The sequence below is a fragment of the Cupriavidus sp. FW305-26 genome (assembly GCF_058787975.1).
On sequence record NZ_JBYTAH010000118.1, the window covers coordinates 1 to 14,433 of the forward strand.

13 protein-coding genes are annotated in these 14,433 nt (G+C 67.9%); 10 read left to right on the plus strand and 3 right to left on the minus strand.

Going from position 1 to position 14,433, the window contains the following annotated elements:
- The first annotated feature begins 17 nt into the window (after positions 1 to 17).
- The 5 genes from AC3WQZ_RS34265 (at position 18) to AC3WQZ_RS34285 (ending at position 5,180) form a co-directional block, all read left to right on the plus strand.
- On the plus strand, positions 18 to 1,367 hold the full coding sequence (locus AC3WQZ_RS34265) for a C4-dicarboxylate transporter DctA (RefSeq protein WP_492302057.1): 1,350 nt from the start codon (positions 18 to 20) through the stop codon (positions 1,365 to 1,367).
- 48 nt (positions 1,368 to 1,415) lie between these two features.
- Entirely contained in the window at positions 1,416 to 2,108 is a 693-nt protein-coding gene (locus AC3WQZ_RS34270; RefSeq protein ID WP_010812140.1) for a GntR family transcriptional regulator, read from the plus strand.
- A gap of 576 nt (positions 2,109 to 2,684) precedes the next feature.
- Positions 2,685 to 3,488, plus strand: coding sequence for an SDR family oxidoreductase (locus AC3WQZ_RS34275; protein WP_010812141.1), 804 nt, complete (start codon positions 2,685 to 2,687; stop codon positions 3,486 to 3,488).
- A gap of 49 nt (positions 3,489 to 3,537) precedes the next feature.
- Entirely contained in the window at positions 3,538 to 4,317 is a 780-nt protein-coding gene (locus tag AC3WQZ_RS34280) for an enoyl-CoA hydratase-related protein (RefSeq protein WP_492302054.1), read from the plus strand.
- Positions 4,318 to 4,343: 26 nt separating this feature from the next.
- Complete coding sequence (locus AC3WQZ_RS34285; RefSeq protein WP_492302055.1) at positions 4,344 to 5,180, plus strand: crotonase/enoyl-CoA hydratase family protein; 837 nt, start codon at positions 4,344 to 4,346, stop codon at positions 5,178 to 5,180.
- 10 nt (positions 5,181 to 5,190) lie between these two features.
- On the opposite strand, the gene AC3WQZ_RS34290 is transcribed toward AC3WQZ_RS34285, so the two are convergent.
- From AC3WQZ_RS34290 to AC3WQZ_RS34300, 3 genes are all read right to left on the minus strand, one after another.
- Positions 5,191 to 5,571: a DUF2784 domain-containing protein gene (locus AC3WQZ_RS34290; protein WP_010812144.1), complete on the minus strand. Its 381-nt coding sequence runs from the start codon at positions 5,569 to 5,571 to the stop codon at positions 5,191 to 5,193.
- 17 nt (positions 5,572 to 5,588) lie between these two features.
- Complete coding sequence (locus AC3WQZ_RS34295; RefSeq protein ID WP_010812145.1) at positions 5,589 to 6,509, minus strand: LysR family transcriptional regulator; 921 nt, start codon at positions 6,507 to 6,509, stop codon at positions 5,589 to 5,591.
- Positions 6,510 to 6,657: 148 nt separating this feature from the next.
- Complete coding sequence (locus AC3WQZ_RS34300) at positions 6,658 to 7,353, minus strand: hypothetical protein (RefSeq protein ID WP_011616208.1); 696 nt, start codon at positions 7,351 to 7,353, stop codon at positions 6,658 to 6,660.
- A 283-nt stretch (positions 7,354 to 7,636) separates the two neighbouring features.
- On the opposite strand from AC3WQZ_RS34300, the gene gcl reads away from it, so the two are divergent.
- From gcl to pyk, 5 genes are all read left to right on the plus strand, one after another.
- The gene (gcl, locus tag AC3WQZ_RS34305; protein ID WP_010812147.1) at positions 7,637 to 9,421 is read left to right on the plus strand and encodes a glyoxylate carboligase; all 1,785 of its coding nucleotides are present in this window, start codon (positions 7,637 to 7,639) and stop codon (positions 9,419 to 9,421) included.
- 111 nt (positions 9,422 to 9,532) lie between these two features.
- On the plus strand, positions 9,533 to 10,315 hold the full coding sequence (gene hyi / locus AC3WQZ_RS34310; RefSeq protein ID WP_010812148.1) for a hydroxypyruvate isomerase: 783 nt from the start codon (positions 9,533 to 9,535) through the stop codon (positions 10,313 to 10,315).
- A gap of 57 nt (positions 10,316 to 10,372) precedes the next feature.
- Entirely contained in the window at positions 10,373 to 11,287 is a 915-nt protein-coding gene (gene glxR / locus AC3WQZ_RS34315; protein WP_010812149.1) for a 2-hydroxy-3-oxopropionate reductase, read from the plus strand.
- 65 nt (positions 11,288 to 11,352) lie between these two features.
- Positions 11,353 to 12,675, plus strand: coding sequence for a glycerate kinase type-2 family protein (locus AC3WQZ_RS34320; protein WP_011616209.1), 1,323 nt, complete (start codon positions 11,353 to 11,355; stop codon positions 12,673 to 12,675).
- Between the two features lie 109 nt (positions 12,676 to 12,784).
- A complete protein-coding gene (gene pyk, locus AC3WQZ_RS34325; protein WP_011616210.1) occupies positions 12,785 to 14,248 on the plus strand; it encodes a pyruvate kinase in 1,464 nt (487 codons plus the stop codon).
- Positions 14,249 to 14,433: the final 185 nt, after the last annotated feature.

Below are 14,433 nucleotides of genomic sequence, written 5' to 3' on the forward strand. Positions count from 1 at the left end.
GCGCCCCCCAGCCCCGTTTGCACATCCGCTTCACCCGTTCGCTGTTTGGCCAGGTGCTGATTGCCCTGGTAATTGGCACGGCACTCGGCCTGGCATTCCCTGAATTCGCCGCCAAGCTCAAGCCGCTTGGCGATGCCTTTATCAAGCTGATCAAGATGCTGATCGGCCCGATCGTGTTCTGCGTGGTGGTGGCCGGCATCTGCGGCGCCGGCGAGCTGAAGAAGGTCGGCCGCGTCGGCATCAAGGCGGTGGTGTACTTCGAGATCGTCACCACCATCGCGCTGGCGCTGGGCATCCTGCTGGCCTATGTGTTCCAGCCCGGCGTCGGCATGAATGTCGACCCGCGTTCGCTCGATGCATCGGCCATCGGCGGATTTATCGACAACGCGACCAAGGTGAAGGACCAGGGCACGGTCGACTTCCTGCTCAAGCTGATCCCCAATACCGTGTTCGGCGCCTTTGCCAACGGCGACGTGCTGCAGGTGCTGCTGGTGTCGATCCTGTTCGGCTGCGCGCTGTCTCTGGTGGGTGAGCCGGGCCGGCCGCTGGTCAGGCTGATCGACACCTTCTCGCATACGCTGTTCAAGATGATGGGCTTCATCATCAAGCTGGCGCCGCTGGGCGTGCTGGGCGCGGTGGCCTTCACCGTGGGCAAGTACGGCATCGGCTCGCTCAAGCAGCTCGGCTTCCTGGTATTCCTGTTCTACGGCGCGGTGATCGTGTTCGTGCTGGTGGTGCTGGGCACCATCATGCGCGTGTGCGGCTTCTCGGTGATCAAGCTGATCCGCTACCTGCGCGCCGAGCTGCTGGTGGTGCTGGGCACGGCCTCGTCCGACAGCGTGCTGCCGCAGGTGATGAAGAAGCTGGAGTTCATGGGCATCAAGAAGTCGGTGGTGGGCCTGGTGATCCCGACCGGCTACTCGTTCAACCTGGATGCGTTCTCGATCTACCTGACGCTGGCCGCGGTTTTTATCGCGCAGGCGACCAACACGCCGCTGGCGATGGGCGACCTGCTCGGCATCCTGGCGGTGGCGCTGGTCACCTCCAAGGGCGCGCACGGCATCCCCGGCTCGGCCATCGTGATCCTGGCCGCGACGCTGTCGGCACACCCGGCGATTCCCGCCATCGGGCTGGTGCTGGTGCTGTCGGTGGACTGGTTCATCGGCATCGCGCGTGCACTGGGCAACCTGATCGGCAACTGCGTGGCGACCGTGGTGGTGGCCGCCTGGGAGAAGGATATCGACCGCGAACGGGCCCATGGCGTGCTCAACGGCGCCATCGAGGCGACCGACCTGGATGCTGGCCTGGCCGCGATGGCGGAGGACGGCGTTACCGCCGGTTCTCCGGTCCCTGCGCCGGGGCGATAGAATCATGCCATCTCCCCAACCGCGCAGCCCCTGCGCAAGTGCGCTGCCATGCCCGAGCATATCGATCCTGACATGACCGCCGAAGCGATCGCCGAAGACATTGTCGCGGCCATCGTTTCGCACCGCCTGCCGCCCGGCACCAAGCTGCGCGAGGAGGCCCTGGCCAGTGTCTACCGCGTCAGCCGCACCAAGGTGCGCGCGGCGCTGCTGATGCTGTCCAAGGACAAGGTCATCCAGATCGTGCCCGACAAGGGTGCCTTCGTGGCCAAGCCCAGCGCCGAGGAGGCGCGCGAGGTCTTCGCGGTGCGCCGCATCCTGGAAGCGGCGCTGGCGCGCGAGTTCGTTGCCAAGGCGACCCCGGCCGACTACAAGCGCATCGACCGCCACCTGGCGGCCGAACGCAAGGCGCTGGGTGGCAACGATGCGCAGGTGCGCACCCGGCTGCTGGGCGACTTCCATATCGTGCTGGCCGAGGTGGTCGGCAACGGCGTGCTGACCGAGATGATGCGCGAGCTGTCGACGCGCAGCGCGGTCATCACCATGCTGTACCAGTCGCGCCGCGACGCGGCCTGCTCGTCGGACGAGCACCGCGAATTCATCGAGGCCGCCCGTGCCGGCGATGTCGAGCGGGCCGTCACGCTGATGGTGGACCACCTGGGCCACGTGGAAGGTGCGCTGCATTTCGAGGAAACCGCGCCGGTGTCGCGCGGCAAGGACCTGGTGACCGCGCTGCTCGCGTAGGCGTCTGCTTGACGTGAGTCAAAGCGGCCACTGCCGCCCGCGCGCACACTTGACCCCGCCATGAAGACGCGGGGGCGCACTTCATGAGCACTCTGCCTTCCGGCACCTCATCGTCGGAAGGCCGCCCGCACGCTGCAACGGTGTGCGGGCTTTCTTTTTTCTGAGGACTGGGTTTTGCGCTGCGGAATGGCGCCCTGTCCCGCCGCCTGGCCGCGACGCAGTCCCGCACCCGTTTTTTCCTTTCCCGCCAGCTAGTTGCAGCGCCCGGAAGGCATTCCCGGCGCCGCCATAGTTGCGTCCGCGGTGGCCGGCATTGCCGGCAATACGCGAGATCGAATCCCGGCTTCGGGTTAGGATGCCGGAGGCCCGAGCCAGAGGCCGGCGCCGCCCCCCGCAGGATCCGGGGCGGACGTACACCAGAACAGAAACATGGAGACCGTCATGCGCCATCGCGCGATACCTGCGCTGCAGCCACGCCGCCGGCGCTAGCTCTCCCGTGCATTTCGCAACGCCACGGTCCTGCCTGACGCCGGATCGCGGCCCGCATCGCATGACCATCGATCGAGAGGACTTCCCATGCCCAGTGCCTTCCGCCCCGACGCCTTTGCCGGCAAGACCGTATTCGTCGCCGGCGCCTCCTCCGGCATCAACCTCGGCATCGCGCACGGCTTCGCGCGCGCCGGGGCGAAGCTGGCGCTGATCAGCCGCACCGCCGAGCGCATCCAGGCCGCCGCCGACACCATCACCGCGGCCGGCGGCACCGCCATCGGCATGGCCGCCGACGTGCGCGACTATGCCGCAGTGGAAGCGGCCTTCGCGCGCGCCCAGGACAAACTGGGACCGATCGACGTGGTGATCTCCGGCGCCGCGGGCAACTTCCTCGCGCCCGTGGTCGGCATGTCGGCCAATGCCTTCAAGACGGTGGTCGATATCGACCTGCTCGGCACCTTCAACGTGTTCCGCGCCAGCTTCGACCACCTGGCCAAGCCGGGTGCGTCGCTGATCGCGATCACCGCGCCGCAGGCGGTCAACGCCATGATGTTCCAGGCCCATGCCTGCGCCGCCAAGGCCGGCATCAACATGCTGATCAAGTGCCTGGCGATGGAATGGGGCCCGGCCGGCGTGCGCGTGAACGGCATCTCGCCCGGCCCGATCGCCGACACCGAAGGCATGGCGCGGCTGGCGCCCACGGCCGAGATGGAGGCGCGCTACAAGGCCCGCCTGGCGCTGCGCGACTACGGCACCAAGGACGATATCGCCGATGCCGCGATGTACCTGAGCAGCGACAACGCGCACTACGTCACCGGCACCATCCTCGACTGCGACGGCGGCAGCAAGCTGGGCGACGCCTCCGCCGACGCGCTGAAGAAGCCGCAGTAAGTTTCCGCACCTGCACCGAACCACGACCAAGCAACAAGGAGAACCACCCATGACGGCATCCGTCCTCTATCAAGCCAGCGAAGGCGTGGCCACGCTGACCCTGAACCGCCCGGACGTGCTCAACGCGATGAACGGCGACCTGATGCGCGAGCTGCGCGAGGGCGTTGAGCGCGCCGCCGGCGATGCCGGCGTGCGCGCCGTGCTGATCACCGGCGCGGGGCGCGGCTTCTGCGCTGGCGCCGACCTTGCCGCGCGCGGCAAGGATGGCATCTCCGATTCCGGCACGCTGCTGCGCGAGCGCTACCACCCGATCATCATGGCGCTGCGCCAGATGCCCAAGCCGGTCGTCACCGCGGTCAACGGCGTGGCCGCCGGTGCCGGCATGAGCCTGGCGCTGGCGGGCGACGTGGTGCTGGCGGCCCGCTCGGCCAGCTTCCTGCAGGCCTTCTCCAAGATCGGCCTGGTCCCGGACGCCGGCAGCACCTACTTCGTGCCGCGCTATGCCGGCGAGATGCGCGCCCGCGCGCTGGCCATCCTGGCCGAGAAGATCGATGCCGATGAGGCCCAGCGCATCGGCCTGGTGTGGAAGGTCCACGCCGACGACGCGCTGCAGGACGAGGCCGGCAAGCTGGCCCGCCACCTGGCCACCATGCCGACCATGGCCTACGGCATGATCAAGGAAGCCCTCAACCAGAGCTTCGACAACGACCTGGCCGCGCAGCTCGAAGTGGAAGCCACGCTGCAGTCGCGCGCCAGCCGCAGCGATGACTGCAAGGAAGGCGTAGCCGCCTTCATAGAGAAGCGCAAGCCCCAGTTCAAGGGCCGTTGAGAACCCGCATCACAAGGAGCCAGCGCATGAGCGCCAGCAGCAACGAACGTATCCTCGTCACCATCGAAGACGGCGTCGCCGACGTCCGCCTGAACCGCCCCGACAAGATGAACGCGCTCGACCAGGCCATGTTCGACGCGCTGATCGAGACCGGCGAGCAACTGGCGCGCATGCCCGACCTGCGCGCCGTGGTCCTGTCAGGCGAGGGCCGCGCCTTCTGCGCGGGGCTGGACATGGGCCGCATGGCGGGCATGTTGTCGGGCGGTGGCGGCGAATCCCACAACGACAGCATCGGCGCGGGCCGCCTCGGCAAGCGTACCAACGGCATGTCCAATCAACCGCAGTACGCGTGCATGGTCTGGCGCGAACTGCCGGTGCCGGTCTTCGCCGCGGTCCACGGCGTGGCTTTCGGCGGCGGGCTGCAGGTGGCGCTGGGCGCTGACGTACGCTACGTCGCGCCCGATACCAGGCTGTCGGTCATGGAAATGAAGTGGGGGCTGGTGCCCGACATGGCCGGCATGGTGCTCACGCGCGGCCTGGTGCGCCCCGACGTGCTGCGCGAGCTGATCTACAGCGCGCGCGTGCTGAGCGGCACCGAAGCCTGCGAACTGGGCCTGGGCACCTACCTCGCCGACGACCCGCGCGCCGCGGCGCTGGAAGCCGCGCGCCAGGTGGCACAGAAGAACCCGGATGCGATCCGCGCGGCCAAGCGCCTGATGGCGGTGGTGGAGCGCGGCGACAATGCCGCCATCCTGCAGGCCGAGTCCGACGAGCAGGACCGGCTGGTCGGCTCACCCAACCAGCGCGAGGCAGTGCTGGCCAATATGCAGAAGCGCGCGCCGCGCTTCGAGCCGGCGGGCTGAAGCAAGCCGCTCAGTGGTGGTGCCGCGCGGCTCGCCGGCGGCGCCACCACAACGCATAGACCACCACGTTGACCACCAGCACCACCGCGCCGAGCCACAGCTGCACCGCGGGCGTGAGCCCGGCCGGATAGATCAGCGGCAACAGGTAGCGCTCGACAAAACCGCCGCTGTAGCCCGCCTGTCCCGCGGCCCGGCGCAGCATGTTTTCCAGCGGCGTCAGCGGGCAGATCCAGCCGGACCATTCGATCAGCACGCCCCACACCGCCGCCGGCAGGTGCAGCCATGCGACACGCGGCCAGCGCAACACCAGCAGGCCGCCCGCCACCACGAACAGGATAAACAGCCCGTGCACGATAACCACCAGGTCGGCCAGCCAGGCTGTGATCGGCATCGCGCTCGGCGGCGGCCTCAGTTGCCGCCCGCCGTGTCCATCCAGTAGCCCGGGCGCGCGAACTGCGCCTTCAGGTGCTCGATGAAGAAACGGATCTTGGCCGGCACCGGCCGCTGCTGCGGGTACACGGCAAGGATGTCGTAGGCCGGCAGCGCGTATTCGTCCAGCACCGTGATCAGTTCGCCGCTTTCCAGCTGCGGCAGGATCTCCCAGGTCGAGCGCCAGCCCAGGCCCAGGCCCTCGCCGGTCCAGCGGTGCAGCAGCTCGCCGTCGTTGCAGTCCAGGTTGCCGTTGACGCGCACGGTCACGGTCTTGCCGTTCTGGCTGAAGTACCAGCCGCGCTGCTGGCCGCCCTGCAGGTTGAACGCCAGGCAGTTGTGCTGGGCCAGGTCGTCCAGCGTCTGCGGCACGCCGTACCTGGCGAAGTACGCCGGCGTGCCGCACACCACGCGCTTGTTCGAGGCCAGCTTGATCGCGACAAAGTTCGGGTCGATGGCGCCGCCGATGCGGATGCCGACGTCATAGCCTTCGCGCACCAGGTCGACCACGCGGTCGGTCAGGTTGAACGAGATCTGCACTTCCGGGTTGGCCGAGAGGAACGCCGGCGCGTGCGGTGCCACGTGCTTGCGCCCGAACGCCGCCGGTGCCGAAACGATCAGGTGGCCGGTGGCCTTGTGCTTGCCTTCGGCGATCAGCATCTCGGCGCGGTCCAGGTCGGCCAGCGCCTTCTTGCACTGCTCCATGAACACCGCGCCCTGCTCGGTCACGGCGATGCGGCGCGTGGACCGGTGCAGCAGCTTGACGCCGATGCGGGCTTCCAGCGCGTTGATGCGGCGGCCGATCATCACCGGCGTCACGTTCTGCGTGAGCGCCGCGGCCGCCATGCTGCCGTGCTCCACCACGGCGATAAAGGCTTCGATTTGCTTGAGTTTGTCCATCGGATATTCGTCTCCCGGGCGCCATTGTGCGGCATCCCCGGGGATGTGGCATCCCTGCGCGGCTGATGGGCAGGATCGCGGCATCCGCATACGGCCGCGTCAGGGCCGCTACCAGGGGCATGCCGCGTCACCCCAAGCCGGTGCGGAATCAGGCGGCCGGAGCCGCCCGCGCCCTGACCTGCGCGTTCATCTCGGCCGCTTCGCCCAGCACATGGGCCAGCCGCCGCAGCGGCCGGCTGCATTGCACGTGCAGGTACAGGTAGCAGGCCGCGCCGGTCACCACCATCACGCCGTAGAGCCACAGCAGCGTCCCGGCCATGGCCTGCTGGCGCGGCAGTGCCGCCACCACGGCCGCGGCCGGCGCCAGTGCCAGCAGCCCTGCCAGGGTACGCGCAGCACCTTCCCACAACCGCAGTTGCAACACCACACGCCGCTGGCGCGCCTGCAGCTGCTGCGGCGGGATGCGCGCCAACCGGCGCAGCAGCGCATCCTCGGCCACGCTGTGGCGGTCCATCTCGGCGGCCTGCCAGCGCAGCGGATGGCGCAGCCTGGCCAGCACGGTGCCGGCGCGCGTGAGTCCGGCGCCGACGTAACAGGCGGCCGACAAGGCCAGCAGCGCCTCGAAGGTCCGCAGCGACCACGGCGGCACCGGGTGCTTCAGCCACAGCCGCCAGACGGCCAGGGCCGCGCCACTCAGGATGGTCGCGACCAGCGCCGCGATGAAGCCCGCCCACAGCGCGCGCCCGAGGCGGCCGCCCGGCGCCGGAGGGTAGGCGGCCGGCCCGGGCGGGACGGCGACAAGCGCCTCAAGCAGTTCGTAAGTAGACGGCAGCCTGGAATACATGGTCGGCCCGGATGGCGAGGAATCCCGCCATTTTGCCGCACTGCGCTGCGGCGGCCGGCTGGCGCGGCCCCGTACCCACCGCTGCGCTGCGTGCCCGCACCGTCACACCACATATCCAATTGCGTACCCCGGCGTACCCCCGCCGACCGTCCGATCTGGCTTCCAAGGCGATATTGCGTACCCCAGGTATCGAATCAACTGATCTCCCTTCTGTTTATCCCACCCCGCCTGCGGGAATAGGATCGACTCCAACGGAATTCACACCATCACTGGAGACAAGATCATGGCAAAGATGAGAGCAATCGACGCGGCAATCGCCGTGCTGGAGAAGGAAGGCGTGACCACGGCATTCGGCGTGCCGGGCGCGGCCATCAACCCGTTCTACTCGGCAATGCGCAAGTCGGGCAACATCAACCACGTGCTGGCCCGCCACGTCGAGGGCGCCTCGCACATGGCCGAAGGCTACACCCGTGCCGAGCCGGGCAACATCGGCGTCTGCGTCGGCACCTCGGGCCCCGCCGGCACCGACATGATCACCGGCCTGTACTCGGCCTGGGCCGATTCGATCCCCATCCTCTGCATTACCGGCCAGGCCCCGCGCGCCCGCCTGTACAAGGAAGACTTCCAGGCCGTCGATATCGAGTCGATCGCCAAGCCCGTGACCAAGTGGGCCGTGACCGTGCGCGAGCCGGCCCTGGTGCCGCAAGTGTTCCAGCAAGCCTTCCACATCATGCGTTCGGGCCGCCCGGGTCCGGTGCTGATCGACCTGCCGTTCGATGTGCAGGTGGCCGAGATCGAATTCGATGTCGACACCTACCAGTCGCTGCAGCCGTACAAGCCGGCTGCCTCGCGCGCCCAGATCGAGAAGGCCATCTCGATGCTGAACGCGGCCGAGCGCCCGCTGATCGTGTGCGGCGGCGGCGTGATCAACGCCGACGCGGCGGATCTGCTGGTCGAGTTCGCTGAACTGGTCAACGTGCCAGTGGTGCCGACCCTGATGGGCTGGGGCGTGCTGGCCGACGACCACCCGCTGCAAGCCGGCATGGTCGGCCTGCAGACCTCGCACCGCTACGGCAACGCCACGCTGCTGGCTTCGGACTTCGTGATGGGCATCGGCAACCGCTGGGCCAACCGCCACACCGGCAGCGTCGATGTCTACACCAAGGGCCGCAAGTTCGTGCACGTCGATATCGAACCCACCCAGATCGGCCGCGTGTTCGGACCTGACCTGGGCATCGTGTCGGACGCCAAGGCCGCGCTGGAACTGTTCGTTGAAGTTGCCCGCGAAATGAAGATGGCCGGCCGCCTGCCGTGCCGCAAGTCGTGGGTGGCCGACGTGCAGAAGCGCCGCCGCACCATGCAGCGCAAGAGCGATTTCGACAACGTGCCGGTCAAGCCGCAGCGCGTGTACCGCGAGATGAACCAGTACTTCCCGCGCGACGTGCGTTATGTCAGCACCATCGGCCTGTCGCAGATCGCCGCGGCCCAGTTCCTGTCGGTCAACGAGCCGCGCCACTGGATCAACTGCGGCCAGGCCGGCCCGCTGGGCTGGACCATCCCGGCCGCGATCGGCGTGAAGACCGCCTCGCCGGATTCGGATGTGGTGGCGATCTCGGGCGACTACGACTTCCAGTTCATGATCGAAGAACTGGCCGTGGCCGCGCAGTTCAAGGTGCCGTACATCCACGTGGTGGTGAACAACTCCTACCTCGGCCTGATCCGCCAGGCGCAGCGCAACTTCGAGATGGACTACTGCGTGCAGCTGGCCTTCGACAACGTCAACTCGCCTGAACTGAACGGCTACGGCGTGGACCACGTCAAGGTGGTCGAGGGCCTGGGCTGCAAGGCGATCCGCGTGTTCAAGCCGGAAGACATCGCCCCGGCCTTCGCCGAAGCGCGCGACCTGATGGCCGAGTTCTCGGTGCCGGTGGTGGTCGAGGTGATCCTGGAGCGCGTGACCAATATCGCGATGGGCACCGAGATCGACAACGTCAACGAATTCGAGCCGATCGAAGACCTCGAGGACATCGAGGAAGCGATCCTGAAGGAAGAAGTGGAAACGGCGTAAGCGGCACCATTCCAACATGGAAGCGCGGGCCACGGCCCGCGCAAATCCAGCGCCCCTGCATCACCGGTTCTGCACCGGCAGAACGACAACACAACTAAACCGGAGAGACTCATGACTAAACTTGCGGCCAACCTCACCATGCTGTTCAACGAAGTCGGTTTTCTCGACCGCTTCGAAGCCGCCGCGCGCGCGGGCTTCCGCGGCGTGGAATTCCTCTTCCCCTATGCCTTCCATGCGGACCAGATCGCTGACCGCCTGAACCGCTTCCAGCTGGACCTGGTGCTGCACAACCTGCCCGCCGGCAAGTGGGAAGCGGGCGAGCGCGGCATTGCCTGCCACCCGGACCGCGTCGGCGAGTTCCAGGACGGCGTGGGCGAGGCCATCAAGTACGCCAAGGTGCTGGGCGTGCGCCAGCTGAACTGCCTGGTCGGCATCCAGCCGCAGAACGTCAAGCGCGAGCAGGCCCAGGAAACGCTGGTGGAAAACCTGCGCTTCGCCGCCAGCGCGCTCGCCGCTGAGCATATCGACCTGCTGGTCGAGCCGATCAACACCTTCGACATCCCCGGCTTCTTCCTGTCGCGCACGCAGCAGGCGGTGGACCTGATCAACCAGGTCAATGCGCCCAACCTGTACGTGCAGTACGACATCTACCACATGCAGCGGATGGAAGGCGAGATCGCCAACACCATCAAGGCCAACCTGCCGAAGATCAAGCACGTGCAGCTGGCCGACAACCCGGGCCGCAATGAACCGGGGACCGGCGAGCTGAACTACCGCTTCCTGTTCAAGTTCCTGGACGAGATCGGCTACAACGGCTGGATCGGCTGCGAGTACAAGCCGAAGACCACCACCGAAGCCGGCCTGGGCTGGCGCGCCGAGCACGGCGTGCAGTAACGGGTTACCACCTACGCCAACCAAGACAGACTTAATCTCATTCAAGGAGACATCAACATGGCAAACCAACGCAACGTCGGCTTCATCGGCCTGGGCATCATGGGCGCACCGATGGCGGGCCACCTGCGCGCCGCCGGCCACACGCTGTTCGTGCATGACGTCAACCCGGCCCCGCAAGCGCTGGTCGATGCAGGCGTGACCGTCTGCACCAGCGCCGAGGAAGTCGCCAAGCGTGCCGACATCATCGTCATCATGGTGCCGGACACCCCGCACGTGGAAGCCGTTCTGTTCAGCGAAAAGGGCGTGGCCGCCGCGTTCAAGGCTGCCGGCAAGGAAGCCAGCCACAGCAAGATCGTGGTCGACATGAGCTCGATCTCGCCGATCGCCACCAAGGACTTCGCCGCGCGCATCAACAAGCTGGGCGCCTCGTACCTGGATGCTCCGGTGTCGGGCGGTGAAGTGGGCGCCAAGGCTGCTTCGCTGACGATCATGGTCGGCGGCCCGCAGGAAGCCTATGACCAGGTCAAGCCGCTGTTCGACCTGATGGGCAAGAACGTCACGCTGGTCGGTGGCAACGGTGACGGCCAGACCACCAAGGTGGCCAACCAGATCATCGTCGCGCTGAACATCCAGGCCGTGTCCGAAGCCCTGCTGTTCGCCTCCAAGGCCGGCGCCGATCCGGCCAAGGTGCGCCAGGCGCTGATGGGCGGCTTTGCGGCTTCGCGCATCCTGGAAGTGCACGGCGAGCGCATGGTCAAGCGCACCTTCGACCCGGGTTTCCGCATCGAACTGCACCAGAAGGACCTGAACCTGGCGCTGCAGGGTGCCAAGGCACTGGGCGTGGCACTGCCCAACACCGCCACCGCGCAGGAGCTGTTCAACACCTGCGCCGCCAACGGCCTGGGCAAGCAGGACCATTCGGCCCTGTGCCGCGCGATCGAGATCATGTCTAACCACCAGATCGCCAAGTAAGCAGCAACCACGTCGTCCCGCCCTGCGGGGACGACTAGCTTTCCCCGTCAGCACCAGGACTTTTCATGCTCGCCACCGAACCTCAAGCCGCCCTGCTCTCGCCCCAGCGCGCCGCAGCGCATCCCGCACAGTCCGACGCGCGCGCGCTGTTGCGCGACCTGTTCGACACCGCGGTCGCTTCCGTCAGCGCCAGCCATTGCCTGCCGCCGCACCTGCCCACGCCGCCCAAGGGCCGCACGGTGGTGATCGGCGCCGGCAAGGCCGCTGCCGCGATGGCGCAGGCGGTCGAGGCGCACTGGCAAGGCGAGCTGTCGGGCCTGGTGGTGACGCGCTACGGCCATGGCGCCGATTGCCAGCGCATTGAAGTGGTCGAAGCCGCGCATCCCGTTCCCGACGAAGCCGGCCAGCGCGCCGCGCAGCGCATGGTGGAACTGGTGCAGGGCCTGACCGCCGACGACCTGGTGCTGTGCCTGATTTCCGGCGGCGGCTCCGCGCTGCTGGCCGCGCCCGCGCCGGGCCTGACGCTGGCCGACAAGCAGGCCGTGAACAAGGCGCTGCTCAAGAGTGGCGCGAGCATCGGCGAAATGAACTGCGTGCGCAAGCACCTGTCCGCGCTCAAGGGCGGACGCCTGGCGCTGCACTGCGCCCCGGCCCGCGTCGAGACCCTGCTGATTTCCGATATCCCCGGCGATGACCCGACCCTGATCGCAAGCGGCCCGACGCTGCCCGACGCGACCACCTGCGCCGACGCGCTGGCCGTCATCGCCAAGTACGGCATTGAAGTCCCCGCCAACGTGCGCGCCCACCTGGAGAGCGGCGCCGGCGAAACGCCCAAGCCCGGCGATGCCCGCTTCGAAGGCCACCGCAACGTGACGCTGGCCACCGCGCAGCAATCGCTGGAAGCCGCGGCCGCGCGCGCGCGTGAACTGGGCTACGAGGCCCACATCCTGTCCGACTGCATCGAAGGCGAAGCCCGCGAAGTGGCCGAAGTGCACGCTGCCATCGCGCGCCAGGTGGCGCAGCGCGGCCAGCCCTTCAGCAAGCCCTGCGTAATCCTGTCCGGCGGCGAGACCACCGTGACCGTGCGCGGCAAGGGCCGCGGCGGGCGCAATGCCGAGTTCCTGCTGGCCCTGGCGGTGGCGCTCGACGGCCTGGCCGGCGTGCACGCAATTGCCGGCGACACCGACGGCATCGACGGCTCCGAGGACAACGCCGGCGCGCTGCTCTCGCCCGACACCCTGACCCGCGCCGCCGCGCGCGGTCTGTCGGCGCGCGCGCACCTGGACAACAACGACGGCTACGGCTTCTTTGCCGGCGTGGGCGACCTGATCGTCACCGGCCCGACCCGCACCAATGTGAATGACTTCCGCGCCATCCTGATTGTGTAGGTCCTGCAGTCGTCAGCGCAGTACCGCCATACCGAAGCAGTCGTTCACCTGAACAGCATTACCCGGCGCGCCACATGGCGCGCCGTCCGCGAATGGAAGAGGAGACATCATGAGACGCCAGCGCAAAGCGAAGATCGTTGCCACGCTTGGACCCGCAAGCACCGACATCGCGGTAATCCGCGAACTGTTCGAGGCGGGCGCCGACGTGTTCCGGCTGAACTTCAGCCACGGCACGCACGAAGACCACCGCGCGCGCTACGATGCCGTGCGCAAGATCGAGGCCGAAACTGGCCGCCCGATCGCGATCCTGGCCGACCTGCAGGGCCCGAAGCTGCGCATCGGCACCTTCGCCGCCGGCAAGGTCGCGGTGCGCGCGGGCGATGTATTCGTGCTCGACAGCGATCCCACCCCGGGCGACGGCACCCGCGTCTACCTGCCGCACCCCGAACTGTTCGCCGCCGCGCAGCCGGGCCAGTCGCTGCTGATCGACGACGGCAAGGTACGCCTGTCGATCGAGGCGGTGACCACCGGCACCATCACCACGCGCGTGGTCAACAACGGCACGCTGTCCGACCGCAAGGGCGTGAACGTGCCCGACGCCGTGATCCCCATCCCCGCGCTGACCGAGAAGGACCGCAAGGACCTGGACTTCGCGCTGTCGCTGGGCGCTGACTGGATCGGCCTGTCGTTCGTGCAGCGCCCGTCCGACATCGTCGAAGCGCGCGAGATCGTCGGTACCCGTGCCGGCATCCTGTCCAAGATCGAGAAGCCGGCCGCGCTGCAGCAGCTCGAAGAGATCGTGCGCGTGTCCGATTCCGTGATGGTGGCGCGCGGCGACCTCGGCGTGGAACTGCCGCCCGAGCGCGTGCCCGGCGTGCAGAAGCGCATCCTGCGCGTGTGCCGCCAGCTGGGCAAGCCGGTGGTGATCGCCACGCAGATGCTGGAATCGATGATCGACTCGCCGGTGCCGACCCGCGCCGAAGCGTCGGACGTGGCCAGCGCCATCTATGAAGGCGCCGACGCGGTGATGCTGTCGGCCGAGTCGGCCAACGGCCGCTACCCGGTGCCGGCGGTGTCGATGATGAACCGCATCGTCACCGAGGTGGAACGCGACCCGCTGTACCGCAACCTGCTCGACGCCCAGCACGAGACCCCGCTGAACACGCGCCAGGATGCGATCTGCGCGGCGCTGCGCGAAGTCACGCAGATCATCGGCGCCGTCGCGACCGTGACCTACACGTCCTCGGGCGCCACCGCGCTGCGCGCCGCGCGCGAGCGGCCGTGCGCACCGATCGTCAGCATCACGCCAAACCTGGAAATCGCGCGCCGCCTGGCCATTGCCTGGGGCGTCCACTCCACCGTGAGCCCGGATGTGCAGAGCGTGGATGAAATGGTCGAAGCCGCCACGCGCGCGGCGGTGGCCGAAGGTTATGCCGTGCCTGGCGACCAGATCACCATCGCCGCGGGGATGCCGTTCGGGCAAGGCGGGACCACCAACCTGCTGCGCGTGGCTGAAGTTGGCGCCAGCGCGGTGGCAACCGCACCGGCTGCGCGCGAGGCCGCCTTGGCCTGACCGCGCTGCTTGCGTTCCCGTCCCGGAACGTTCGCGTCATGACGGAACCGGGTGCAGACCCGGTTTCTTTGTTTTGCCGCACACCGCCTGCGTTGCCCGTCTCCAGGGCGAGTGGGTGGTGTTTTTTTGTTTGGGCCTGGTGTCCGGCACCGAAAACAGCAGCTGACACCGGATTGCTATACTGC